This is a genomic window from Streptomyces sp. ADMS, assembly GCF_033441795.1.
Lineage (GTDB): Bacteria > Actinomycetota > Actinomycetes > Streptomycetales > Streptomycetaceae > Streptomyces.
In genome coordinates this window covers 34,847-59,012 of record NZ_JAVFVX010000006.1, presented here as the reverse complement: position 1 = coordinate 59,012, position 24,166 = coordinate 34,847, and the positions used below count along the sequence as shown (strand labels likewise).

21 protein-coding genes and 1 tRNA gene are annotated in these 24,166 nt (G+C 69.4%); 21 read left to right on the top strand and 1 reads right to left on the bottom strand.

The window, feature by feature from the left end; genetic code table 11:
• Positions 1-10 precede the first annotated feature (10 nt).
• From RB628_RS04320 to RB628_RS04300, 5 genes are all read left to right on the top strand, one after another.
• Complete coding sequence (locus RB628_RS04320) at positions 11-520, top strand: hypothetical protein (protein WP_318318907.1); 510 nt, start codon at positions 11-13, stop codon at positions 518-520.
• A gap of 90 nt (positions 521-610) precedes the next feature.
• Entirely contained in the window at positions 611-1,510 is a 900-nt protein-coding gene (locus tag RB628_RS04315) for a bifunctional DNA primase/polymerase (protein ID WP_318318906.1), read from the top strand.
• A complete protein-coding gene (locus tag RB628_RS04310; protein ID WP_318318905.1) occupies positions 1,507-2,670 on the top strand; it encodes an AAA family ATPase in 1,164 nt (387 codons plus the stop codon). The genes RB628_RS04315 and RB628_RS04310 overlap by 4 nt, the downstream gene beginning before the upstream one ends.
• Positions 2,667-2,861: a helix-turn-helix transcriptional regulator gene (locus tag RB628_RS04305; protein ID WP_318318904.1), complete on the top strand. Its 195-nt coding sequence runs from the start codon at positions 2,667-2,669 to the stop codon at positions 2,859-2,861. Before RB628_RS04310 ends, RB628_RS04305 begins: the two co-directional genes overlap by 4 nt.
• A 71-nt stretch (positions 2,862-2,932) precedes the next feature.
• Positions 2,933-4,342, top strand: a complete 1,410-nt coding sequence (locus tag RB628_RS04300) for a site-specific integrase (RefSeq protein ID WP_318318903.1) — start codon at positions 2,933-2,935, stop codon at positions 4,340-4,342.
• 142 nt (positions 4,343-4,484) lie between these two features.
• On the opposite strand, the gene RB628_RS04295 is transcribed toward RB628_RS04300, so the two are convergent.
• A tRNA-Arg gene (locus RB628_RS04295) sits at positions 4,485-4,556 on the bottom strand.
• Positions 4,557-4,719: 163 nt separating this feature from the next.
• Here RB628_RS04295 and RB628_RS04290 point away from each other — a divergent pair.
• The 16 genes from RB628_RS04290 to RB628_RS04215 all read left to right on the top strand — a co-directional run bounded on the left by RB628_RS04290 (position 4,720) and on the right by RB628_RS04215 (position 24,120).
• Positions 4,720-5,190: a response regulator gene (locus RB628_RS04290; RefSeq protein WP_318318902.1), complete on the top strand. Its 471-nt coding sequence runs from the start codon at positions 4,720-4,722 to the stop codon at positions 5,188-5,190.
• 108 nt (positions 5,191-5,298) lie between these two features.
• Complete coding sequence (nrtL, locus tag RB628_RS04285) at positions 5,299-6,318, top strand: ArgS-related anticodon-binding protein NrtL (RefSeq protein WP_318318901.1); 1,020 nt, start codon at positions 5,299-5,301, stop codon at positions 6,316-6,318.
• A 35-nt stretch (positions 6,319-6,353) separates the two neighbouring features.
• On the top strand, positions 6,354-7,745 hold the full coding sequence (gene lysA / locus RB628_RS04280) for a diaminopimelate decarboxylase (RefSeq protein WP_318318900.1): 1,392 nt from the start codon (positions 6,354-6,356) through the stop codon (positions 7,743-7,745).
• Between the two features lie 145 nt (positions 7,746-7,890).
• Positions 7,891-9,183 (top strand): homoserine dehydrogenase, encoded by a 1,293-nt coding sequence (locus RB628_RS04275; RefSeq protein ID WP_318318899.1) that lies wholly within the window; start codon positions 7,891-7,893, stop codon positions 9,181-9,183.
• Between the two features lie 6 nt (positions 9,184-9,189).
• Complete coding sequence (gene thrC, locus RB628_RS04270) at positions 9,190-10,248, top strand: threonine synthase (protein WP_318318898.1); 1,059 nt, start codon at positions 9,190-9,192, stop codon at positions 10,246-10,248.
• Between the two features lie 290 nt (positions 10,249-10,538).
• On the top strand, positions 10,539-11,468 hold the full coding sequence (gene thrB / locus RB628_RS04265) for a homoserine kinase (protein WP_318318897.1): 930 nt from the start codon (positions 10,539-10,541) through the stop codon (positions 11,466-11,468).
• Between the two features lie 478 nt (positions 11,469-11,946).
• Positions 11,947-14,073, top strand: coding sequence for a transcription termination factor Rho (gene rho, locus RB628_RS04260; RefSeq protein ID WP_318318896.1), 2,127 nt, complete (start codon positions 11,947-11,949; stop codon positions 14,071-14,073).
• Between the two features lie 145 nt (positions 14,074-14,218).
• Positions 14,219-16,018 carry a trypsin-like serine protease gene (locus tag RB628_RS04255; RefSeq protein WP_318318895.1) on the top strand — a complete coding sequence of 600 codons (1,800 nt, stop codon included), beginning with the start codon at positions 14,219-14,221 and terminating at the stop codon, positions 16,016-16,018.
• A gap of 219 nt (positions 16,019-16,237) precedes the next feature.
• Positions 16,238-17,335 (top strand): LCP family protein, encoded by a 1,098-nt coding sequence (locus tag RB628_RS04250; protein ID WP_318318894.1) that lies wholly within the window; start codon positions 16,238-16,240, stop codon positions 17,333-17,335.
• 246 nt (positions 17,336-17,581) lie between these two features.
• Positions 17,582-17,806, top strand: a complete 225-nt coding sequence (gene rpmE / locus RB628_RS04245) for a 50S ribosomal protein L31 (protein ID WP_006381676.1) — start codon at positions 17,582-17,584, stop codon at positions 17,804-17,806.
• Positions 17,807-17,908: 102 nt separating this feature from the next.
• Positions 17,909-18,985 carry a peptide chain release factor 1 gene (gene prfA / locus RB628_RS04240; protein ID WP_318318893.1) on the top strand — a complete coding sequence of 359 codons (1,077 nt, stop codon included), beginning with the start codon at positions 17,909-17,911 and terminating at the stop codon, positions 18,983-18,985.
• A gap of 76 nt (positions 18,986-19,061) precedes the next feature.
• The gene (prmC, locus tag RB628_RS04235) at positions 19,062-19,901 is read left to right on the top strand and encodes a peptide chain release factor N(5)-glutamine methyltransferase (protein ID WP_318318990.1); all 840 of its coding nucleotides are present in this window, start codon (positions 19,062-19,064) and stop codon (positions 19,899-19,901) included.
• A 53-nt stretch (positions 19,902-19,954) separates the two neighbouring features.
• Positions 19,955-20,602: an L-threonylcarbamoyladenylate synthase gene (locus RB628_RS04230; RefSeq protein ID WP_318318892.1), complete on the top strand. Its 648-nt coding sequence runs from the start codon at positions 19,955-19,957 to the stop codon at positions 20,600-20,602.
• Positions 20,599-21,279: a protein-tyrosine-phosphatase gene (locus RB628_RS04225; RefSeq protein ID WP_318318891.1), complete on the top strand. Its 681-nt coding sequence runs from the start codon at positions 20,599-20,601 to the stop codon at positions 21,277-21,279. The genes RB628_RS04230 and RB628_RS04225 overlap by 4 nt, the downstream gene beginning before the upstream one ends.
• Before the next feature lie 84 nt (positions 21,280-21,363).
• A complete protein-coding gene (gene glyA, locus RB628_RS04220) occupies positions 21,364-22,623 on the top strand; it encodes a serine hydroxymethyltransferase (protein WP_318318890.1) in 1,260 nt (419 codons plus the stop codon).
• Between the two features lie 126 nt (positions 22,624-22,749).
• Positions 22,750-24,120 (top strand): MraY family glycosyltransferase, encoded by a 1,371-nt coding sequence (locus tag RB628_RS04215; protein WP_318318889.1) that lies wholly within the window; start codon positions 22,750-22,752, stop codon positions 24,118-24,120.
• The last annotated feature ends 46 nt before the right edge of the window (positions 24,121-24,166 follow it).

The following is a 24,166-nucleotide window of genomic DNA, read 5'->3' as shown; positions in this document are numbered from 1 at the left end:
AGGACCACCTGTGTTCGAGATCCGCATCATCTGCGACCCGGCCGACACCAACCGCATCGTCGCCGCACTGGACAGCACCTTCGCGACCGGCACCGTCACCGTCGACCCTGCCCGCGATGGCAAGCGCGCCCGCCTCTACGCCAGGGCCGACCACCGCGTCGAACAGGGCTCGTGGCCCACCCCGGAAGCGGCATACGTGTTCGCCCCGAACACTGCCCGCGAGATCGCATGGGTCGCCGGTACGGCCGTCGACAGGCGGCACGGGGAGAGCCCGAGCCGTGAGTACTGGCTGCGCAAGGCCGCGTTGCTGGACCGCATCGCACTGAGCGACGAACAGGCGGGCATCACCGGCGACGCCGACACGGCGGCCACGGAAGCGGCCCGCCGGTTCGTCGACCACGACCGCGACAACAGCGGCGGACACCTGAGCGGACCGATTCGGGCCGCGTACCCGAGGGCTGCCGCCGAACCGCGCGGCTACGTCCGCCAGGAATACGCCCACTGGGCCAGCAACCAGTAGCAACGCCGCGGCGGCGGGACTCCCCAGCAAAGGTCGCCCGCCGCCGCGGTTCTCCCTGCCCATCCGAAGACAGAACAGGAGAACCCCAGGATGCCGTACCCCGACGGCCCTGCCCAACTTCACGCAGCACTTGACGCAGCGTCACGCCACTGGCGCGTCTTCCCCCTCATCCCCGGCGACAAGCGGCCCGCCGTCCGCGACTGGGAGCAGCACGCCACCACCGACCGCGAACGCATCACCCGGTGCTGGACACACGCCGCGTACAACGTCGGCATTGCGACCGGCCCGTCCGGCCTGGTCGTCGTCGACCTGGACCGGCCCAAACACCCCGCCGACACCCCGCCGGCCGCATGGGCCGAACACGGCGTCACCGACGGAGCCGACGTGCTCGCCGTGCTGTGCGAGCGTCATGGCCAGCCGCTCCCCACCGACACGTACACGGTCCGTACGTGGAGCGGCGGCACCCACCTGTACTTCGCCGCGCCCGAGGGCGAAGCTCTGCGCAACACCGCTGGGGACAGTGCCCGCGGGCTCGGCTGGAAGGTCGACACCCGCGCCGTCGGCGGCCTGGTCGTCGGTGCGGGCAGCACCTTCGCAGGGCGCCCGTACGAGATCGTCCACAACACGTCTGTGGCTCCGCTGCCGGTCTGGCTCGCCGAACTCCTGCGCCCGGCACCGCTGCCGGCGCAGAAGCCCGTCACGGTCGCCCTCACCGGTCGCGGACGACGCACCGCGTTCCTGAACGCAGCCGTCAACGGGGAAGTCGAACGGGTCACCGGCTCGGGCGACGCTCAGCACAACCACGCCCTCTATATCGCCGCTGTCGCCCTCGGACAGCTCGTTGCCGGGGGAGAGCTGAGCGAGACGGACGTCACCGGCTGGCTGCTGACTGCCGCGCTCCAGGTCGGCCAGGGCGAGGGCGAGGCACGGCGCACCATCGCTTCCGGGCTCAGGGCCGGGGCCCGTCGCCCCCGGACGGTCGCGGCATGAGCGCCGAACCGAACCCGATCCCGCCGCTGCACCTGTACTCGGTCCCCAGCGACCCCCAGCCCACAGCCATCGCGCCGCCGAAGCGGGAGCGCCCGCGCACGGCATGGACGGCCGATCAGCTCATGGCCGCGGATTTCCCCGAGCCCAAGTGGGCCGTGCCTGGCCTCCTTGCCGAGGGTGTGAGCCTGCTCGCCGGACCGCCCAAGGTCGGCAAGTCCTGGCTCTCCCTCGGACTTGCCCTCGCCGTCGCGGCCGGGGGCAAGGCATTCGACTCCGTCCCCGTCGACGGCGGCCCGGTCCTCTACCTCGCGCTGGAGGACACCCCGCGCCGTCTCCAGACCCGCATGGGCAAACTCTTGGGCGGGCAGAAGGCGCCGGCCGGGCTCACCCTCGTGACCGAGTGCCCGCCCTTCCCTCAGGGCGGAACCGAGGCGATTGCACAGTGGCTGGACCGCAACCCGGACGCCCGCATGGTCGTCATCGACGTGTTCGCCAAGATGCGCGGCCAAGCCCCGCAAGGCGTGTCCGCCTACGACGCCGATTACGTCTCCGTCGGCTACGCGAAACGGCTCGCCGACCACTACGGCATCGCCGTTGTCCTGGTCCACCACGTCCGCAAGGCAGGCTCGGACGACTTCCTGACAGAGGTCTCCGGGACCAACGGCATCGCGGGCGCCGCAGACGCCACGCTCGTACTCAAGCGGGCGCGTGGACAGGCAGACGGCATCCTGCACGTCACCGGACGCGACGTCGACGAATCCGAGTACGCCCTCAGCTTCCAACCCGCCTCCGGAGCCTGGCACTTGCTGGACGGCCCCGTCACCGACCACACCGTCGGCGACACCCGAGCCGCGATCCTCCGCTACGTCCGCGCGCATCCCGGAGCCAAGCCCAAGGACATGGCGGGCGAACTGTCCCACGTCGACATCGACACCATCCGCCGCACGTGCTCGCGCATGGCCGAAGCCGGACAGCTCACCAAGGACGGCAGCGGCCGGTACTACCCGGACACCGAGACCCGGACACAGAGCACCCCGGAGGTGTCCGCACTGTCCGACTGTCCGGTTATCCCCTCTGACCAGCACGAACAGCCCGGACAGTCGGAATTGGAGCTGTCCGGGCTGTCCGGGTCGACCGAACCTGAAGGGACGGCCGTATGAGCGCCCGCGCGCTGGACGAGAAGTTGACCGTTGCGGAGATCATCACCGATCTGAAGGTAGCTCCGTCGACGTTCTACCGGTGGCGCCAACTCGGGAAGGGGCCCCGCTCAATCAAGCTGCCCAACGGTGACGTACGAATCCGCCGATCCGAATACGAGCGCTGGCTTTCGGAACGGGAGGACGCTGCGTGACGCACCGCAATACCGGCAGGGGTCCGGGCTCTCGTGAAGGAGATAGTCCGGCCGCAGCCGAGGAACCCACGTTGTCCACCGACGTCCGTGTGTGGAAAGTCGGCAAGATTTCCAGCAAGACGGCTCCCTATCAACTCCGTTGGGTGGTTGCTGGCAAGCTGCGTTACGCGTCGTTCGCAACATCGGCTCTTGCCGAGAGCCGCCGATCGGAACTGTGGCAGGCCATGCGCAAGGGCGAAGCCTTTGACATGGAATCAGGGCTACCTGAATCGGAAGTCCGTGAGGCGGCATCAGCCGAAGCCGCAAAGGCTGCGATCAAATCAGACCCTTCCTGGTGGGAATTCTCGCAGGAGTACATGAAACGGCGTTGGCGTACCGCGGCGGCAAAGACGCGTGAGGGACTGGCAGACAGTCTTGCGTCAGCGGCCCTCGGCATGATGGGGGAGAGTTCGGGGGCGCCGGAACTGCGCGACGTACGCCGTGCCGTGCGATGGGCGGTTGTACCGGCCCACGAGGGCGAGGAACCCCCGTCAGACCTGGAGAAAACCTGTGAGTGGCTCGCCGCCAACTCCCTGCCGCTGTCAGCTCTCAGGGACTCCGACGTTGTTGAGGACGTCCACTACCGGTTGTCCTACAGGCTCGATGGGAAACCGGCGGCCACGGAGACGTACAAGCGTCGCCGTCGCGGCTTCAATACAGCGATGACGTACGCGATTCAGAAGGGGTATGTCGACGGAAACCCGATCATTGGATTGAAACGGTCGACCGCAGGGGGAAGCGGCCGAGTCGACCCAAGGGCGCTCATGAACGAGACACAGGGACGGGAGTTCCTGGCAGCGGTCTCGTACGTCGGTTCGGTTCACCGTAATCGGGGAAGGCGTTTGGTCGCATTCTTCGGCTGCATTCTCTATGCGGCGATGCGCCCGGCGGAGGTGGTGGGACTTCGGTTGGACGACTGCCATTTGCCGAAGACTGGATGGGGAGTTCTCACGCTTCGCTCGACACGTCCTGTGTCGGGTAAGAAGTGGACCGACTCCGGCATGCGTCACGACAGCCGCGGCTTGAAAGCGCGCGAGCCCGGTACAGAGCGGCCGGTGCCGATCCCGCCCGTGCTGGTCGCGATGCTCAGGGCGCACCTGAAGGAGTTCGGCACGGCCGCGGACGGTCGGCTCTTTCAGAACGAGCGGGGTGGCCTGGTGGGCACGTCCAGCTACTGGAGGGTCTGGCACGAGGCGAGACCGTACGCGTTCCCGCCTAACAAGCTGCACACCCCGCTGGGCCGCAAGCCGTACGACGCGCGCGCTACCTGCATCACGGACTGGCTCCGCTCCGGCCTTCCGGTCGCCGAGGTGGCCCGGCGCGCCGGCACCTCACCGGAGGTCATCCATCGGCATTACGCGGGTGTCGTCGACAACAGCGAGGAAGAGAACAACAGGAAGATCGAAAAGACCATGGGATGGGAGCCGCCGGACGTCGCGTGAACCCGCGTGTAGCCCACGCGCTCCTCACGCGTGAACCGTGAGAGACAGTGAGAAAGGGTGGGAGTCAGTTGGACTGACTCCCACCCTTTGACATCGGCATCCGCCCTGGTCAGGACTTGGTTTCAGGTCTGTGACCGGCGAGTGCCCCCGGCAGGATTCGAACCTGCGCACACGGCTCCGGAGGCCGTTGCTCTATCCCCTGAGCTACGGGGGCGTGTCTGGCGCTTTGCGCGGCGACGAGTAGAACCCTACCAGCTCGTTCGGGGTGATCAGGAACGGGTTTTGGGGGTGGCGCCGGAGGTTGCAGGCGTTCGATCGCGCCCGTGGAAGTGGCGAAAAGCCGGACGCGGTGGCCGGTCTCGACCTACCCTCGAGTTGTGCCGGGCGTGTCCGGCCGGGTGCTTGTTGTCGACGACAACAAGGTCATCCGGCAGCTGATCAGGGTCAACCTCGAACTGGAGGGTTTCGAGGTCGTGACCGCGGCTGACGGTGCCGAGTGTCTGGAAGTCATTCATCAGGTGCTGCCCGACGTCGTCACCCTCGACGTCGCGATGCCCCGCCTCGACGGTCTGAGCACCGCTGCCCGGCTGCGCGCCGACCCCCGTACCCGCGCCCTGCCCCTCGCCGTCATCAGCGCCTGTACGCAGTACGAGGTCGAGGCCGGGCTCGATGTCGGCGTCGACGCGTTTCTCGCCAAGCCCTTCGATCCCGCCGAACTCATCAGACTGGTAAGGGAGTTGGCCGAACGGGGTCGGGACGGCGCCTCGTTCGGGAGCGCCCTCGGTCCGCTTGGCGCCCTCGGCGCCCCCGGTGAGGCCGAGCGTGCCGGCCGGCACGCCGGCGGCTGACACTCGCCGTCCCCTCTGTTCTCCTCCCTTCTTCTCTCTCCGTCCACATGGCGGACCCACCCCAAACCCAGTCGCCTACCCACCCCCCTCCTCCCATACGCTTGTCCCGTGACCCCCGTCGAGCTCTCCCGTACCGTGCTGTGCGCGGTACGTCGCGCTGTCGACGCGGGAGAGCTGAGCGTCGCCGTCCCCGCACGCGCCGTCGTCGCCGCGCCCGGACCTGGTGGCTCCGGGGACTACGCCACGAACATCGCGCTGCAGCTGGCCCGCCCCGCCGGGTGCCCGCCCCTGTACGTCGCCGAGGTGCTCCGCGAGCGGATCAGCGCCGCCCCCGGCGTCCGCGGCGTCGAGATCACCGGCCCTGGGTTCCTCAACATCAGCCTCGACAGCGCGGCCCCCGCAGCTTTCGTACGCGAGATCCTCGCCCAGGGCCTGCGCTACGGACACAGTGACGCCCTCGCCGGCCAGGTGCTGTCGCTGCGGCTGCCGGCCGAGTACGAGGCCCGGGCCGACGCCGTCGCCGACGCGGTTGTACGTATCGTCGCCACCCAGGCCGGGCGGGTCCATGTCCACCGGGGCACCGGCGAGCAGGGCGAACGGGAGCAGCAAAAGGTCTTCCTCGACCTCCGAACCCTTCCCCCCGCTCCCCGCGACCCCACCCCCCTGGGCCCCGACGCCGCCCGCTGGGCCCTCCTCCATCCCGCCCCCCACGACCGGCCCCGTATCGGCGCCGAGCATCTGGTCCAGCGGGAGAGCAACCCCCTCTTCCGGGTGCGTTACGCCTACGCCCGTACGCGCGCCCTGTGCCGCAACGCCGCCGACCTCGGTTTCACCGCCCACCCCGGCGACCCCACCGACGTACCCGCGGCCCGGACTGTCCTCAGCCTCCTCGCCGACCACCCCCGCCTCCTCCTCGGCGCCGCCACCCACCGCGCCCCGGACCGGCTCGCCCGGCATCTCGTCACCCTTGCCGATGCCACGCTCGCCTTTCTCCCCACCGTGCTGCCGCTCGGCGACGAGAAACCCTCGGCCGCCCACCGGGCCCGGCTCGCGCTCGTCGAAGCCGCCGGGACGGTGCTGGCCGGCGGCCTGTCCCTGCTCGGTATCGACGCACCCGAACACCTTTGAAATACCTCTGACATCACCGAGGAAGCCACACAGCCATGAGCCGTTCCGCACACCCCGCCGGGCCCCGTCACGCCGATGTGCTGCCCGAGGGGCACCCCTCCGCGCCGCCCGCCGACCTCAACCACCTGGACCGGAAGGTCTGGGCGTCGACCGTCACCCGTACGCCCGACGGTGTCGTCAGCGTCGGAGGGATCGAGGTCACCCGGCTCGCCGAGGAGTTCGGCACCCCCGCCTATCTCGTCGACGAAACCGACTTCCGTGAGCGGGCTCGTGCGTGGCGTACCGCCTTCGGGCCCGACGCCGACGTCTTCTACGCAGGCAAGGCGTTCCTGTCCCGGGCCGTTGTGCGGTGGCTGCACGACGAAGGGCTCAACCTCGACGTCTGCTCCGGTGGCGAACTCACCACCGCCCTCTCCGCCGGTATGCCCGCCGACCGCATCGCCTTCCACGGCAACAACAAGTCCGTCGACGAGATCGAGACCGCCATCCGCGCCGGAGTCGGGCGGATCGTGCTCGACTCCTTCCAGGAGATCGTCCGCGTCGCCCACATCGCGCAGTCCCTCGGCAGGCGGCAGCGCGTGCAGATCCGTATCACCGTCGGAGTGGAAGCACACACCCACGAATTCATCGCCACCGCCCATGAGGACCAGAAGTTCGGCATTCCGCTCGCGGGCGGGCAGGCCGCCGAGGCCGTGCGGCGGGCGCTGCAACTGGATGGGCTTGAGCTGATCGGCATTCACTCGCACATCGGGTCGCAGATCTTCGACATGTCGGGGTTCGAGGTCGCCGCGCATCGCGTTGTCGGGCTGCTCAGGGACATTCGTGACGAGCACGGGGTCGAGCTGCCCGAGATCGACCTCGGCGGCGGGCTCGGTATCGCCTACACCAGCGGCGACGACCCCCGCGAGCCGCACGAGATCGCCAAGGCGCTCAACGAGATCGTCAGCCGTGAGTGCGAGGGCGCGAAGCTGCGCACCCCTCGTATCTCCGTCGAGCCCGGGCGGGCCATCGTCGGTCCCACGGCCTTCACCCTCTACGAGGTCGGCACCATCAAGCTCCTCGACGGGCTGCGTACGTACGTCTCCGTCGACGGCGGGATGTCCGACAACATCCGGACCGCGCTCTACGACGCCGAGTACAGCGTCGCTCTGGTCTCGCGGACCTCCGAGGCCGCGCCCATGCTCGTGCGGGTCGTCGGCAAGCACTGCGAGAGCGGGGACATCGTCGTCAAGGACGCCTTCCTGCCGGCCGACCTGGCCCCGGGTGACCTCATCGCGGTGCCGGCCACCGGCGCGTACTGCCGGTCCATGGCCAGCAACTACAACCATGCCCTGCGTCCGCCCGTTGTCGCGGTGCGTGAAGGCGAGGCGCGGGTGATCGTGCGGCGGGAGACCGAGGAGGATCTTCTCCGTCTTGACGTGGGGTGATCCACGCAGACACCGCGGCGGAAGATCTCCTGTCTTCCGCCGCTCGGGAAACGAAATAAACATCTCACGATCCGGACGATGGATAGAAACTTCAGTCCGGTGAGTGAGACTTATGAACCGTAGACGTATGAGGAAACGAGGTCGGATGATGCGTACGCGTCCGCTGAAGGTGGCGCTGCTGGGCTGTGGGGTCGTCGGCTCAGAGGTGGCGCGCATCATGACGACGCACGCCGACGACCTCGCCGCGCGCATCGGTGCTCCTGTCGAACTCGCGGGAGTTGCCGTGCGGCGGCCCTCCAAGGTGCGGGAAGGCATCGACCCCGCCCTCGTCACCACCGACGCGACCGCCCTCGTCAAACGCGGCGACATTGATGTCGTCGTCGAGGTCATCGGCGGTATCGAGCCCGCGCGCTCCCTGATCACCGCCGCCTTCGAGCACGGGGCGTCCGTCGTCTCCGCCAACAAGGCCCTCCTCGCCCAGGAAGGCGCCGCCCTGCACGCAGCCGCCGAGGAGCACGACGCGGACCTGTACTACGAGGCCGCTGTCGCCGGTGCCATCCCCCTCATCCGGCCGCTTCGCGAGTCCCTCGCCGGTGACAAGGTGAATCGCGTGCTGGGCATCGTCAACGGCACCACCAACTTCATCCTCGACAAGATGGACTCCACCGGGGCCGGTTATCAGGAAGCCCTCGACGAGGCCACCGCCCTCGGGTACGCCGAAGCCGACCCCACCGCCGACGTCGAGGGGTTCGACGCCGCCGCCAAGGCCGCCATCCTCGCCGGAATCGCCTTCCACACGCGCGTGCGGCTGGACGACGTCTACCGCGAGGGCATGACCGAGGTCACCGCCTCCGACTTCGCCTCCGCCAGGAACATGGGCTGCACCATCAAACTGCTCGCCATCTGCGAGCGCGCCGGGGACGGCCGGTCCGTCACCGCGCGTGTGCACCCGGCCATGATCCCGCTGACGCACCCGCTCGCCTCCGTGCGCGGCGCCTACAACGCCGTGTTCGTCGAGTCCGACGCCTCCGGGCAGCTGATGTTCTACGGGCCCGGAGCCGGCGGTGCGCCGACGGCCTCCGCTGTGCTCGGTGACCTCGTCGCCGTGTGCCGCAACCGGCTCAGCGGGACGACCGGGCCCGGTGAGTCGGCGTATGCCGCGCTGCCCGTTTCGGGCATGGGCGATGTGGTCACTCGCTACCACATCAGCCTTGACGTCGCCGACAAACCGGGTGTTCTCGCCCAGGTGGCCACCGTGTTCGCCGAGCACGGGGTTTCCATCGATACGGTTCGGCAGACGGGCAAGGACGGCGAGGCCTCCCTTGTTGTCGTCACCCATCGTGCGTCCGACGCCGCCCTGGGCGGAACCGTCGAGGCGTTGCGCAAGCTCGACACCGTGCGGGGTGTCGCCAGCATCATGCGGGTTGAAGGAGAGTAACCAGCAATGACCCACCAGTGGCGCGGAATCATCGAGGAGTACCGGGACCGGCTGCCCGTCTCCGACAGCACGCAGGTCGTGACGCTCCGCGAGGGTGGCACGCCCCTCGTCCCCGCGCAGGTGCTCTCCGAGCGCACGGGCTGCGAGGTCCACCTCAAGGTGGAGGGCGCCAACCCGACCGGGTCCTTCAAGGACCGCGGTATGACCATGGCCATCACCCGGGCGAAGGAGGAGGGCGCGAAGGCGGTCATCTGTGCCTCCACGGGTAACACGTCTGCCTCCGCCGCCGCGTACGCCGTGCGCGCGGGTATGGTTTCGGCCGTTCTCGTGCCGCAGGGCAAGATCGCCCTCGGCAAGATGGGCCAGGCGCTCGTCCACGGCGCGAAGATCCTCCAGGTCGAGGGCAACTTCGACGACTGCCTCACCCTCGCCCGGTCGCTCAGCGACAACTACCCTGTGGCGCTGGTGAATTCGGTCAACCCGGTGCGTATCGAGGGACAGAAGACGGCCGCCTTCGAGATCGTCGACATGCTCGGCGACGCGCCCGACATCCATGTCCTGCCGGTAGGCAACGCGGGCAACATCACCGCGTACTGGAAGGGCTACACCGAGTACGCCGCCGATGGCATCGCCCGGCGCACCCCGCGCATGTGGGGGTTCCAGGCGGCCGGCAGTGCCCCGATCGTGCGCGGCGAGATCGTCAAGGACCCCTCGACGCTCGCCACCGCGATCCGCATCGGCAACCCGGCCTCCTGGCAGCAGGCGCTCGCCGCACGCGACGAGTCCGGCGGCCTCATCGACGAGGTGACGGACCGTGAGATCCTGCGCGCCTACCGGCTGTTGGCCGCTCAGGAGGGCGTTTTCGTCGAGCCGGCGTCCGCCGCGTCCGTCGCGGGCCTGCTGAAGGCGGCCGAGCAGGGCAGGGTCGACCCGGGCCAGACCATCGTCTGCACGGTCACCGGCAACGGCCTGAAGGACCCGGGCTGGGCCACCGAGGGCGCACCGAAGCCGGTCGTCGTCCCCGTGGACGCCGCGACCGCCGCCGAGCGACTCGGACTCGCGTAGACCGGGTACTGACCATCCGAACCGGGGTACTCCCTACCCAGTCCCCATGGCGGGTGCACAGGGGGCTTACGACACGCATCGTGCGCCTCCTGTGCGCCCTATGTCGCCACAGAACCTTCCTTCGATAAGCTGGGGTGAACCCGCCCGCCGCATATGCCTCCGCATCTGGCACGGCGCCGCGTCGTCCCAGCGGCCTGAGGGTCTCCACGTACGTCTTCAGCCGTTCTCAAGTTTCCGTGTCGTATCGAGTGTCTTCGACAAAATCGCAGCTCAAGGAGAGTCATCGAGCGATGGCCGGTCCAGCGTTCCGAGCCGCCGCCGTCCGGGTGCGCGTCCCCGCCACCAGCGCCAATCTCGGTCCGGGCTTCGACGCCCTGGGCCTGTCGCTGGGGTTGTACGACGACGTGGTCGTCCGGGTGGCCGACTCCGGGCTGCACATCGACATCGCGGGTGAGGGCAGCGAAACGCTCCCGCGCGACGAGAACCACCTCCTCGTACGGTCTTTGCGCACCGCCTTCGACCTGCTGGGCGGACAGCCGCGCGGCCTTGAGATCGTGTGCGCCAACCGCATTCCGCACGGGCGGGGCCTCGGGTCCTCCTCGGCCGCCATCTGCGCCGGCATCGTCGCCGCGCGGGCCGTCACCACAGGTGGCGACAGCCGGCTCGACGACGAGGCGCTGCTCGAACTCGCCACCGAGATCGAGGGGCACCCCGACAACGTCGCCGCCTGCCTCCTCGGCGGGTTCACGCTCTCCTGGATGGAGGCCGGCGCCGCCCGGGCGATCAGGATGGAACCCGCCCGTTCCGTCGTTCCGGTGGTTTTCGTCCCCGGGAAGCCGGTGTTGACCGAGACCGCGCGCGGTCTTCTGCCGCGCACCGTCCCGCACGTCGACGCGGCCACCAACGCGGGGCGCGCCGCTCTGCTCGTCGAGGCACTGACCAGGCGCCCCGAACTGCTGCTTCCGGCCACCGAGGACAGGCTGCACCAGGAATACCGCGCCCCTGCCATGCCGGAGAGCGCGGCGCTGGTGGAGCGGCTGCGGGCCGACGGCATCCCCGCGGTGATCTCAGGCGCCGGGCCCACGGTCCTGGCGCTGGCCGACGAGGCCACGGCCGACAAGGTCTCCCGGCTGGCGGGTGAGGGCTGGGCCGCCAACCGGCTGGACCTCGACGCCCGGGGTGCGAGCGTTCTGCCGCTCGCGGCGCCCGGAGAAAGCTAGGCGACGACATCAACGGGGCGACGTCCAACGCGGTCACAGCGAACGCTGCGGCATTCAGCGCAGCGACATTCAACTACATACGGTTGCCGGATTTGGAGAGGGGGAATGTTTGTTGGATCCGGTAGTGTTAACCTCAAGTCTGCACCCGACCCCACCATGGCGAGGTGCTTTGTGTCCCCGTCCGGGACAGACATTCTTCCGGGAGCCTCCCAAGCCACTCTGTGTTTCATGCGGCGTTCCATTCGTCGTGTGCAGGCGCTGAGCGGCATTCAGGGCACGCTCCGGAACCGGTGTGACCAAGCCGCCTGACACGGACACTCAGTGTCATGGCTTTGGGAAACGCCATCACCAGAAACCTCTTCCGCCGTTTGGCGGACCACCGCCCCCGGCACGGTCCACTCATGAAGGACCGAAGCCGGACAGCACAACCGGTCGCCGTGCCAGACAGGCCGACGTCCGCTCCAGGGAAGGACCCTTCGTGAGCGACACCACCGATCTGATGGGCGCACGTGTCGAGGAGACCGCTGCCGCGCCCTCCACGGACGCCTCCGCGCCTGCCACGGGTGCCGGCTCCCGGCGGCGCCGCGGCACCGGCCTCGACGGCATGGTGCTGGCCGAGTTGCAGCAGGTCGCATCCGGCCTCGGTATCAAGGGCACTGCGCGGATGCGCAAGAGCCAGCTGATCGAGGTCATCAAGGAGGCGCAGGCCGGAGGGGGAACCTCCAAGGCCGCGACATCCCCCGCGGGGGACGCCGCCGAGACCAAGCCCAAGCGCCGCGCCACCTCCAAGGCCCGCACCGGCGAGGACGCCGCGCCCGCCGCCGCCGAGAAGAAGGCGGCCGTGCAGGTCGTCGAGGCGCCCGCCGAGAAGGCCGTGGCCCAGCAGCAGATCGAGATTCCCGGCCAGCCCGCTGGGGGCCCCTCCCGCGCGAGCGCAGCCGAGCGCGGGGGAGAAGCCGAGCGCGGGGGAGAGGACGCCCCGGCCGAGCGCCGGCGGCGCCGCGCCACGGCAGAGGCAGCCAGCCCCGAGACGATCGTCGCCGAGGCGAAGAGCGAGCCGAAGGCCGAGACGCCAGTCCCGCAGTCGCAGGTCGACACCGGTGACGGCGACGGCCGCCAGGGCCGCCGCGACCGCCGGGACCGCGGTGACCGCGGTGACCGCGGCCGGGACCGCGACCGCCGTGGCGGCGGCAAGGGCGACGAGCAGCAGGGCGGCCAACAGCGCTCCACCCAGCAGGGCCAGCAGCAGAGCGGCGGCCGTCCGGACCGCCAGGAGCGGCAGGACCGTTCCGAGCGCCAGGACCGTCAGCAGCGGGACAGCGCCCCGCGCGACAACGGACCGCGGGCCGATGAGGACGGGGACGACTTCGACGGCGGACGCCGTGGCCGTCGCGGGCGTTACCGGGACCGCCGCGGCCGTCGCGGGCGCGAGGAGTTCGGCCCGAACGAGCCGCAGGTCGCCGACGACGACGTCCTGATCCCCGTCGCGGGCATCCTGGACATCCTCGACAACTACGCGTTCATCCGGACCTCCGGCTACCTGCCGGGCCCGAACGACGTGTACGTCTCCCTCGCCCAGGTCCGCAAGAACGGTCTGCGCAAGGGTGACCACGTCACCGGCGCGGTCCGCCAGCCCAAGGACGGCGAGCGCCGCGAGAAGTTCAACGCGCTGGTGCGCCTGGACTCGACCAACGGCATGGCCCCCGACTCCGGTCGCGGGCGCCCCGAGTTCAACAAGCTGACCCCGCTCTACCCGCAGGACCGCCTCCGTCTGGAGACGGACCCGGGCATCCTCACCACCCGCATCATCGACCTCGTCGCGCCGATCGGTAAGGGGCAGCGCGGTCTGATCGTGGCCCCGCCGAAGACCGGCAAGACCATGATCATGCAGGCGATCGCCAACGCGATCACGCACAACAACCCCGAGTGCCACCTGATGGTCGTCCTGGTCGACGAGCGTCCGGAAGAGGTCACCGACATGCAGCGGTCGGTCAAGGGCGAGGTCATCTCCTCGACCTTCGACCGTCCGGCCGAGGACCACACCACGGTCGCCGAGCTGGCCATCGAGCGCGCCAAGCGTCTGGTGGAACTGGGCCACGACGTCGTCGTACTGCTCGACTCGATCACGCGTCTGGGCCGGGCGTACAACCTCGCCGCTCCGGCCTCCGGCCGCATCCTGTCCGGTGGTGTCGACTCGACCGCCCTGTACCCGCCGAAGCGCTTCTTCGGTGCGGCCCGCAACATCGAGGACGGCGGCTCGCTGACCATCCTCGCCACCGCGCTGGTGGACACCGGGTCCCGCATGGACGAGGTCATCTTCGAGGAGTTCAAGGGCACCGGCAACGCCGAGCTGAAGCTCGACCGCAAGCTCGCCGACAAGCGCATCTTCCCGGCGGTGGACGTCGACGCGTCCGGTACCCGTAAGGAAGAGATCCTGCTCGGCAGCGACGAACTCGCCGTCACCTGGAAGCTGCGCCGGGTTCTGCACGCTCTCGACCAGCAGCAGGCGATCGAACTGCTCCTCGACAAGATGAAGCAGACGAAGTCGAACGCCGAGTTCCTGCTCCAGATCCAGAAGACGACGCCGGGCAACAACAACGACTGACGGAACGCTCGGCAAACAGTCCGCCAAAGGGTCACCTCCTGTTCCGGGGGTGGCCCTTTGTCGTGTTTGGGACAGGTGTACGATCGCGCTCTTCGGGCTGGTTCTCATGCTGTGCCCGAACTGACGATCCCTAGGGGGGACTTGAGTGGGTATATCCCTGTCCGGTGAGGGCCGCCACAGACGTCGTGCGCGGATCGCCGTTCCCGTTGTCGCCGCCGGCCTCGCCGCCGCGGTCACCGGCGCGCTGATGATGTCGTCCGCGAACGCCGCCACCGCGCTGCCGCAGCCCACCGCCGACCTGAGCCGCAGCGCGCCCAGCGCCGCCGAGCTGAAGGAGCGCGTCGCGGGCGCGGCCGCGGGCGACGGCACCCCGGGCGCCACGACGAACAAGTCGGCGCTCACCGCCGGCGCCGTCGGCGGCACCAAGGACGCGAAGATCATCGGCGGTTCGACGACCGCCATCTCGGCCGCGCCGTTCATGGCCCAGCTCTGGTACTACGACGACAAGGGCACCCCGGACGCGACCGGCGACGACGTCGACTTCTTCTGCGGCGGCGCCGTCATCGCGCCGACGAAGATCCTCACCGCCGCGCACTGTGTCAAGGGTTACAACTGGAAGGCCAACGGCGCCGTCGTCACCGGTACCGCGACGCTTCCGGATGGCGACGGGAACACGAACGGAACCGTTTCCGGTGTCTGGCGCCAGTGGAACAACCCGTCGTACAACTCGACGACGATCGACAACGACATCGCCGTCCTGACGCTCGCGTATCCCGTCAAGGCCGCGCCGATCCGGATGACGACGGCCGGTGACACCGCCTCCTACAAGGCGCTCACCAACGCCAAGGTCTACGGCTGGGGGCGCACCAGCTCCACCACCCAGGACATCTCCCAGACGCTGAAGACTGCCACGCTGCCCATCCAGTCCGACGCCACGTGCACGGGTGCGTACGGCAGCGACTTCGTCAAGGGTCACATGGTCTGCGCGGGGAAGCCCGCCACCGGCAGCGACACCGGCACCACCACCGCCTGCAACGGCGACTCCGGCGGCCCGCTCGTGGTAGCCGGCAAGGTCGTGGGTGTTGTGTCGTGGGGGGTGACGAACTGCGTCGAGAAGGGCGCCTACAGCGTCTTCTCGAAGGTCACCTCGTACGTCGGTGCCGTGTACCCGCGCGTCGAGGACGCGAACCTCAGCGGTGACCACATGGCCGACCTGTGGCTGCGCCGCGCCTCCACCAAGGTCGGCTACTCGAAGACCTCCAAGGGCACCAGCTTCGGCCCGAGCAACCCCTGGGGCAACTGGGACGGCGTCAACGTCGTCCTGCAGACCGACCTGAACCGGGACGACTACCAGGACCTGGTGATCCGCGACAGCGCCTCGGGCGCCGTCTACTGGATGCACTACGTGCCGGACACCGAGGCCTGGGCGACGAAGCAGATCTTCGCCAACTGGAAGACCCGCACCCGGATCATCACCCCGGGCGATGTCACCGGCGACTACAAGCCGGACATCCTCTCGGTCGACTCCGCGGGCGCCCTGTGGATCTACCCGGGCAAGGCCAACGGCACCTTCGGGTCGCCGTCGAAGGTCTCCACCGGCTGGAACCAGTACAACTCGATCGTCGGCCACGGCGACTTCAACGGCGACGGCAAGGCCGACCTGCTGGCCCGCACCAAGACCGGCTCGCACGGCTACCTCATCAAGGGCAACGGCAAGACCGGCTCCCAGGCCTTCGCGGGCCGGGTCAAGGTGCGCACCTGGAGCGCCTTCAACACGCTGGTCACCCCCGGCGACGTGACCGGCGACGGAAAGGCCGACTTCCTGGCCCGTACGCCCGCCGGGACGATGTACCTCTACCCGGGCACCGGCAAGGGTACGAGCCAGATCGCCGGCACGCCGAGGTCCGTCGGAACCGACTACAAAATGTGGGACATCATCAGCTGAACCCGCAGGTGAACGGGGTTCTCTGAGGGTTTCCGATGGCTCCCCGAGGGGCGTTCCGCCCGTTCGGTCACGCACTGTGCCCTTCGCACCACGCGAAGGGCACAGTGCGTTGTGCAACCCTTTTTCCGTAATGACCGTCTGACTGACCGGGTTACGACGGAAACAGGACTGGCCCTGAAAGCAGGGGGTAACCGACCGGAACGAGACCGAGGGAAACAGATGTCCGCCGAGAGCAATCCGCCTGATCCCGCGAAGGGGCGCAGCCGTCGCGAGCCCCGCGGCAAGCACTCCAGGGCGCTTCTCGTCACCGCCTGGACCGCCGCGGCCATCGTCGTGCTCGGCGGCAGCGGCCTGGGATACGTGTACTTCAAGCTCAACGGCAACATCGAGAGCGTCGACATCAACCAGGTCCTCGGCACCGACCGCCCCACCAACGTCGACAACGGCTCCAAGGACATCCTCGTCCTCGGCTCCGACACCCGCTCCGGCGCCAACAAGAAGCTCGGCGGCGGTACGGACGACGGCAGCGCCCGCTCGGACACCGCGATGATCGTCCACGTGTACGAGGGCCACAAGAAGGCCAGTGTCGTCTCCATACCCCGGGACACCCTCGTCGACCGCCCCCGGTGCACCGACAGCAGGGGCGTCACGCACGACGCGGCGTCCGGCGTGATGTTCAACTCCGCGTACGCCACGGGGGGCGCCGTCTGCGCGGTGAAGACCGTCGAGTCGCTCACCGGGATCCGCATGGACCACTACATCGAGGTCGACTTCACCGGCTTCCGGAAACTCGTCGACGAGCTGGGCGGCGTGGAGGTGACCACCACGAAGGACATCAAGGACTCGGACAGCCACCTGAACCTGAAGGCCGGCACGCACCGCCTGAACGGCGAACAGGCACTCGGCCTCGTCCGCACCCGGCACGGTGTCGGAGACGGCTCCGACCTGGGCCGCATCCAGCTCCAGCAGGCGTTCGTCAAGGCTCTCGTCGACCAGATCAGGGACGTGGGCGTTCTGACGAACCCCAAGGAGCTCTTCGACCTGGCGGACGCGGCCACCAAGGCCGTCACGACCGACTCGGACCTCGGCTCGGTCCGCTCCCTGACCTCCTTCGCGACGGGTTTCAAGAGCATCAGCTCCGCCAACATGACCATGATCACCATGCCGGTGGAGTACGACCCGGCGAATCGCAACAGGGTCATAGTCGACAAGGAAAAGGCCCGCTTGGTCTGGAAGGCCCTGAAGAACGACCGGCCGATCCCGGCAGCCGCGACCAAGGGCACGGCAAAGGGCGACGCGGCAGGCGTGGTCGGCTGAGAAAGCGGGGGCGCAGTCACCTGCTTCCTCAGGGGCGCGGGGAACTGCGCGACAAGCCACAGCGCACTCGCACCCGCCCTCGAACGCCCCCACCACAACCCCCTCCCGCGCCCTCCGGGAATACCCGGCCCCCACCCCCGGTTTTGGGGATACGGCCAGTCCTGGCAGACTGGTACGTCGGCCCCGGTTCACGCATCCGCATCCCGCGGCGGCGACCCGGAGCCCTCCCGAACCCAGGAGAATCCCTTGAAGCGCGAAGTCCACCCCGAGTACGTCGAAACGCAGGTCAGCTGCACCTGTGGCGCGTCGTTCACCACCCGCAGCACGATCACGAGCGGCAACATCCGCGCCGAGGTCTGCTCCGAGTGCCACCCGTTCTACACGGGCAAGCAGAAGATCCTCGACACCGGTGGCCGCGTGGCCCGCTTCGAGGCCCGCTTCGGCAAGGCCGCTGCCGGCTCCAAGAAGTAGCGAGGCACCAGCGCCGGTCCATGGTCGCCCTCCGGGGCGTACCTGGACCGGCGTTTTTGGTCGCCCGCCGTCCCCCACGTACAGACGCTTTCAGGAGCCCCCATGTTCGAGGCCGTCGAGGAACTGCTCACCGAGCACGCCGACCTGGAGAAGAAGGTCGCCGACCCGTCGGTCCACGCCGACCAGGCCAACGCGCGCAAGCTCAACAAGCGCTACGCCGAGCTGACCCCGATCGTCGCGACCTACCGCTCCTGGAAGCAGACCGGGGACGACATCGGCACGGCGAAGGAGTTCGCCGTCGACGACCCCGACTTCGCCGCCGAGGTCAAGGAGCTGGAGAAGCAGCGCGAGGAACTCACCGAGAAGCTGCGCCTGCTGCTCGTTCCGCGTGACCCCAACGACGACAAGGACGTCATCCTGGAGGTCAAGGCGGGCGCGGGCGGCGACGAGTCCGCCCTGTTCGCCGGTGACCTGCTGCGCATGTATCTGCGGTACGCCGAGCGCGTCGGCTGGAAGACCGAGATCATCGACGCCACCGAGTCCGAGCTGGGCGGCTACAAGGACGTCCAGGTGGCCGTGAAGACCAAGGGCGGCCAGGGTGCCACCGAGCCCGGCCAGGGCGTCTGGGCCCGTCTGAAGTACGAGGGCGGGGTGCACCGCGTACAGCGTGTGCCCGCGACCGAGTCCCAGGGCCGTATCCACACCTCCGCGGCCGGTGTCCTGGTCACCCCGGAGGCCGAGGAGGTCGACGTGGAGATCAACCCGAACGACCTCCGCATCGACGTGTACCGGTCCTCGGGTCCCGGTGGCCAGTCCGTCAACACGACCGACTCCGCCGTACGCATCACGCACATTCCCACCGGAGTCGTCGCCTCCTGCCAGAACGAGAAGAGCCAGCTGCAGAACAAGGAGCAGGCGATGCGTATCCTGCGCTCCAGGCTCCTCGCGGCAGCCGTGGAGGAAGCGGAGAAGGAGGCCGCCGACGCCCGCCGCAGCCAGGTCCGCACCGTCGACCGCTCCGAGAAGATCCGTACGTACAACTTCCCGGAGAATCGCCTCTCGGACCACCGCGTCGGCTTCAAGGCCTACAACCTCGACCAGGTGCTGGACGGCGACCTCGACGCCGTCATCCAGGCCTGTGTCGACGCGGACTCCGCCGCGAAGCTCGCGGCAGCGTAAGCCCCGTACGAGTCACGAGTACCGGAGGACCAGCGTGCAGCAGAACATTGGGGGACGGCCCCCGAGCCCCCGCAGCTTGCTGCTCGCCGAGGTGGCCCAGGCCACCCAGCGGCTGGCCGACGCGGGTGTGCCCTCGCCGCGCAACGACGCGGAGGAGCTCGCCGCGTTCGTGCACGGCGTGAAGCGCGGCACGCTGCACACCGTCAGGGACGCCGACTTCGACGCCCGCTACTGGGAGGTCATCGCCCGCCGGGAGGCCCGCGAGCCGCTCCAGCACATCACCGGGCGGGCCTTCTTCCGGTACCTGGAACTCCAGGTCGGACCGGGCGTGTTCGTGCCGCGTCCCGAGACCGAGTCGGTCGTCGGCTGGGCCATAGACGCCGTCCGCGCGATGGACGTCGTCGAGCCGCTGATCGTCGACCTGTGCACCGGCTCCGGCGCCATCGCGCTCGCCCTCGCCCAGGAGGTCCCGCGCTCCCGGGTGCATGCCGTGGAGCTGTCCGAGGACGCCCTGGCGTGGACCCGCAAGAACATGGAGGGGTCCAGGGTCGACCTGCGGCAGGGCAACGCCCTGGACGCCTTCCGGGACCTCGACGGCCAGGTCGACCTGGTCATCTCCAACCCGCCGTACATCCCGCTCACGGAGTGGGAGTACGTCGCTCCGGAGGCCCGGGACCACGATCCCGAACTCGCCCTGTTCTCGGGCGAGGACGGCCTCGACCTCATCCGGGGCCTGGAACGCACCGCCCACCGTCTGCTGCGCCCCGGCGGCGTCGTCGTCGTCGAGCACGCGGACACCCAGGGCGGCCAGGTGCCGTGGATCTTCACCGAGGAACGGGGCTGGGCCGACGCGGCCGACCACCCGGACCTCAACAACCGCCCGCGCTTCGCGACAGCCCGCAGGGCCACGCCGTGAGCGTCACCCACACTTTCTACCCCCAGCAGTACGTGTACGAGGAGGCCCGCTAAATGGCTCGGCGATACGACACCAACGACGCGACCGACCGCACGACCGGTCTGCGCGAGGCCGCGTCCGCCGTCCGCCGCGGCGAGCTGGTGGTCCTCCCGACCGACACGGTGTACGGCATCGGCGCGGACGCGTTCTCCTCCGAGGCCGTCAACGACCTGCTGGAGGCCAAGGGCCGCGGCCGTGGCATGCCCACGCCAGTCCTGATCGGTTCCCCGAACACCCTGCACGGCCTCGTCACGGACTTCTCCGAGATGGCCTGGGAACTCGTCGACGCCTTCTGGCCGGGCGCCCTCACGCTCGTCGCCAAGCACCAGCCGTCCCTCCAGTGGGATCTTGGGGACACCCGCGGCACGGTCGCCGTACGCATGCCGCTGCACCCGGTGGCGATCGAACTGCTGACCGAGGTCGGCCCCATGGCGGTCTCCTCCGCCAACCTGACGGGCCACCCGGCACCCGAGAACTGCGACGCCGCTCAGGAGATGCTCGGCGACTCGGTCTCCGTCTACCTGGACGGCGGCCCCACGCCCGGAATCGTCCCGTCGTCGATCGTCGACGTCACGGGCAAGGTGCCGGTCCTGCTGCGCGCGGGCGCGCTGTCGGCCGATGAGCTGCGCAAGGTGGTCCCCGACCTCGAGGTGGCGAATTGACAGCCCCTGACGCGGGGCGTGGCATAGGCACGCGTCAGGGGGTCACGGGGGCTCACTACTGGGACGGGGCCTCGCGGGACGCCTTCCGCATCCTCCATGTCAGCACCGGCAACGTATGCCGCTCACCGATCACCGAGCGGCTGACCCGGCATGCCCTCGCGGACCGGCTCGGCGACCCGCTGTGGGGCGGCCTGATCGTGGAGAGCGCCGGTACGTGGGGCCACGAGGGCGCGCCCATGGAGGCCAACGCGGAGGCGGTCCTCGCGGAGTTCGGCGCGGACCCCTCCGGCTTCACCGGGCGTGAGCTGCTCGACGAGCACGTCATCCGGGCGGACCTGGTGCTGACGGCGACGCGGGACCACCGCGCGCAGGTCATCTCCATGGGGCACTCCGCGGGTCTGCGCACGTTCACGCTGAAGGAGTTCACGCGCCTGGTGAAGGCGATCGACCCGGCGACGCTGCCGCCGCTGGACGACGGGATGATCGAACGTGCGCGCGCACTGGTCCGCGCGGCGGCGGCTCTACGCGGGTGGCTCCTGGCGCCCACGGCGGAGGCGGACGAGGTGTACGACCCGTACGGCGCCCCTCTGACGTTCTTCCGGTCGATCGGGGACGAGATACAGCAGGCGCTGGATCCGGTGGTGACGGCACTGACCGGGGTCGCCGCGCGTACGTAGGTCTCCGTGCCCGGCAGTGCTGGGCGCCGCCGCCTTCCCAGGCCTACATTGGACGTACGTCACCGTCGACGTCCGGAGTCCACCATGTCGGTCACCCGTGCCCTTGAGGCCGATGCCGCTGTCGCTGTCGCTGGTCTGCGCCGGCAGGACCCCGAGCTCGCCGAGGTGCTGCTCGGGGAGACCGAACGGCAGTCGACGACGCTTCAGCTGATCGCCGCCGAGAACTTCACCTCGCCCGCCGTGCTGGCCGCGCTCGGCTCGCCGCTCGCCAACAAGTACGCCGAGGGATATCCCGGCGCCCGGTACCACGGCGGCTGCGAGATCGTCGACGTCGCCGAGCGCGTCGCCGTGGAGCGCGCCAGGGCCCTGTTCGGCGCCGAACACGCCAACGTCCAGTCCCACTCCGGGTCTTCGGCCGTACTCGCCGCCTACGCCGCCCTCCTGCGCCCCGGCGACACCGTCCTCGCCCTCGGGCTGCCCTACGGCGGCCATCTCACCCACGGGTCGCCCTCGAACTTCTCCGGACGCTGGTTCGACTTCGTCGCGTACGGCGTGGACGCGGAGAACGGGCTCATCGACTACGAGCAGGTGCGCGCTCTCGCCCGTGCGCATCGCCCCAAGGCCATCGTCTGCGGGTCCATCGCCTATCCCCGGCACATCGACTACGCCGCCTTCCGCGAGATCGCCGACGAGGCCGGCGCCTACCTCATCGCCGACGCCGCCCACCCCATCGGGCTCGTCGCCGGGGGAGCGGCGCCCAGTCCCGTGCCGTACGCCGATGTCGTCTGCGCCACCACCCACAAGGTGCTGCGCGGGCCGCGCGGCGGCATGCTGCTGTGCGGCGCGGAGCTCGCGGAACGGGTCGACCGGGCGGTTTTCCCGTTCACGCAGGGGGGCGCGCAGATGCACACGATCGCCGCCAAGGCCGTCGCCTTCGGCGAGGCGGCGACCCCGGCCTTCACGGCGTACGCCCATCAGGTGGTCGCCAACGCCCGGGTACTGGCGGCGGGTCTGGCCGCCGAGGGGTTCGTCGTGACCACGGGCGGGACCGACACGCATCTCATCACCGTCGATCCGGCACCCCTGGGGGTGGACGGACGCGGTGCGCGAGGGCTGCTTTCCGCCGCTGGAGTGGTTCTGGACTGCTGTGCCCTGCCCCATGGCGAGGCCCGTGGGCTGCGGCTCGGGACGGCGGCGCTGACCACCCAGGGGATGGGAGAGGCCGAGATGGCACAGGTCGCGGTGCTGCTCGCGAGTGTGCTGCGCGGGGCGGCCGGGAGCGGTGGGGCGCGTGAAGAAGTGCGGGAGCTGACCGGTAGATTTCCGCCGTATCCCGGGCGGTGAGGGGTAACCGTCAACTCGTGCACAGGCCCGCGTGCAACCATCGTCGCTACCCGGAAGTCCCCAACCTCAAGCGTCCCTCGCTAGGGTGTGGGACCTGGATGGCCAGCGAGACCTGTGGGGAAGCCCGTGCGTGAATACCTGCTGACGCTCTGCGTCACGGCCGCGGTGACGTATCTGCTGACCGGGCCGGTACGGAAGTTCGCGATCGTGGCCGGAGCGATGCCGGAGATCAGGGCCCGTGACGTGCACCGGGAACCCACTCCGCGGCTCGGCGGGATCGCGATGTTCTTCGGGCTGTGCGCAGGACTCCTGGTCGCCGACCACCTCACCAACCTCCACGCGGTCTTCGAGAACTCCAACGAGCCGAGGGCACTGCTGTCCGGTGCCGCGCTCATCTGGCTGATCGGTGTCCTGGACGACAAGTTCGAGATCGACGCCCTGATCAAGCTGGGCGGCCAGATGATCGCCGCCGGCGTCATGGTCATGCAGGGTCTGACGATCCTGTGGCTGCCGATCCCGTCCGTGGGCAATGTCGCGCTGACCCAGTGGCAGGGCACCCTGCTGACGGTCGCGCTCGTCGTCATCACCATCAACGCGGTGAACTTCGTCGACGGCCTGGACGGCCTCGCGGCCGGCATGGTGTGCATCGCGTCGGCCGCGTTCTTCCTCTACGCCTACCGGATCTGGGTCTCGTACGGCATCGAGGCCGCCGCCCCGGCCACCCTGTTCGCGGTGATCCTCATGGGCATGTGCCTCGGCTTCCTGCCGCACAACATGCATCCCGCGCGAATCTTCATGGGGGACTCCGGGTCGATGCTCATCGGTCTTGTGCTGGCCGCCGGCGCGATCTCCATCACCGGGCAGATGGACCCGGACGCGATGAACCTGTTCTCCGGGTCCGAGCGCAACACCGTGCACCAGATGGTGCCGGTCTACATCCCGCTGCTGATGCCGCTCACCATCATCGCGATCCCGGCGGCCGACCTGGTGCTGGCCATCGTGCGGCGCACCTGGCGCGGACAGTCGCCGTTCGCGGCCGACCGGGGGCATCTGCACCACCGGCTCCTGGAGGTCGGGCACTCGCACAGCAGGGCCGTCCTGATCATGTACTTCTGGTCGGCGCTCATCGGCTTCGGCGCACTGTCCTACTCGGTCAACAACGCGTCCATGTGGATCGTCCTCGGCGTGGTGGCGCTGAGCGCGATCGGGCTCGTACTCCTGCTGCTGCCGCGCTTCACACCGCGCACCCCGCGCTGGGCCGAGCGGTTCGTGCCGCCGCGCTACCGGCGCGGCCGGACGACGGAGGCCGGGGCGACGGCGCCCGCCGCCTCGGCGGCGGCCATGGCCGACCAGGGGGCTTCCGAACAGGCCGCCGACCCGACAGCCCCGGAACGCCCCGCTCCGGTGCATGCCGGGGTCTCCGGAGTCAACGGGGCGACGGCGATTGGTCCCCGTTCGCGGCTTCTGGACCGTCGTAAAGCAGGGTCGTCGCGCTGACGCAAGGTAAGAATCTGACTAACACTTTGCCTAAGGCCGCGAGATC

What these genes read in the sequence shown, in the direction of transcription:
- RB628_RS04305 (WP_318318904.1), top strand. Translation starts at nt 2,667, where the DNA reads ATGAGCGCCCGCGCGCTGGACGAGAAGTTGACCGTTGCGGAGATCATC.
- prfA (WP_318318893.1), top strand. Translation starts at nt 17,909, where the DNA reads ATGTTCGAGGCCGTCGAGGAACTGCTCACCGAGCACGCCGACCTGGAG.
- RB628_RS04250 (WP_318318894.1), top strand. Translation starts at nt 16,238, where the DNA reads ATGTCCGCCGAGAGCAATCCGCCTGATCCCGCGAAGGGGCGCAGCCGT.
- RB628_RS04275 (WP_318318899.1), top strand. Translation starts at nt 7,891, where the DNA reads ATGATGCGTACGCGTCCGCTGAAGGTGGCGCTGCTGGGCTGTGGGGTC.
- RB628_RS04230 (WP_318318892.1), top strand. Translation starts at nt 19,955, where the DNA reads ATGGCTCGGCGATACGACACCAACGACGCGACCGACCGCACGACCGGT.
- RB628_RS04310 (WP_318318905.1), top strand. Translation starts at nt 1,507, where the DNA reads ATGAGCGCCGAACCGAACCCGATCCCGCCGCTGCACCTGTACTCGGTC.
- RB628_RS04315 (WP_318318906.1), top strand. Translation starts at nt 611, where the DNA reads ATGCCGTACCCCGACGGCCCTGCCCAACTTCACGCAGCACTTGACGCA.
- thrB (WP_318318897.1), top strand. Translation starts at nt 10,539, where the DNA reads ATGGCCGGTCCAGCGTTCCGAGCCGCCGCCGTCCGGGTGCGCGTCCCC.
- glyA (WP_318318890.1), top strand. Translation starts at nt 21,364, where the DNA reads ATGTCGGTCACCCGTGCCCTTGAGGCCGATGCCGCTGTCGCTGTCGCT.
- lysA (WP_318318900.1), top strand. Translation starts at nt 6,354, where the DNA reads ATGAGCCGTTCCGCACACCCCGCCGGGCCCCGTCACGCCGATGTGCTG.
- thrC (WP_318318898.1), top strand. Translation starts at nt 9,190, where the DNA reads ATGACCCACCAGTGGCGCGGAATCATCGAGGAGTACCGGGACCGGCTG.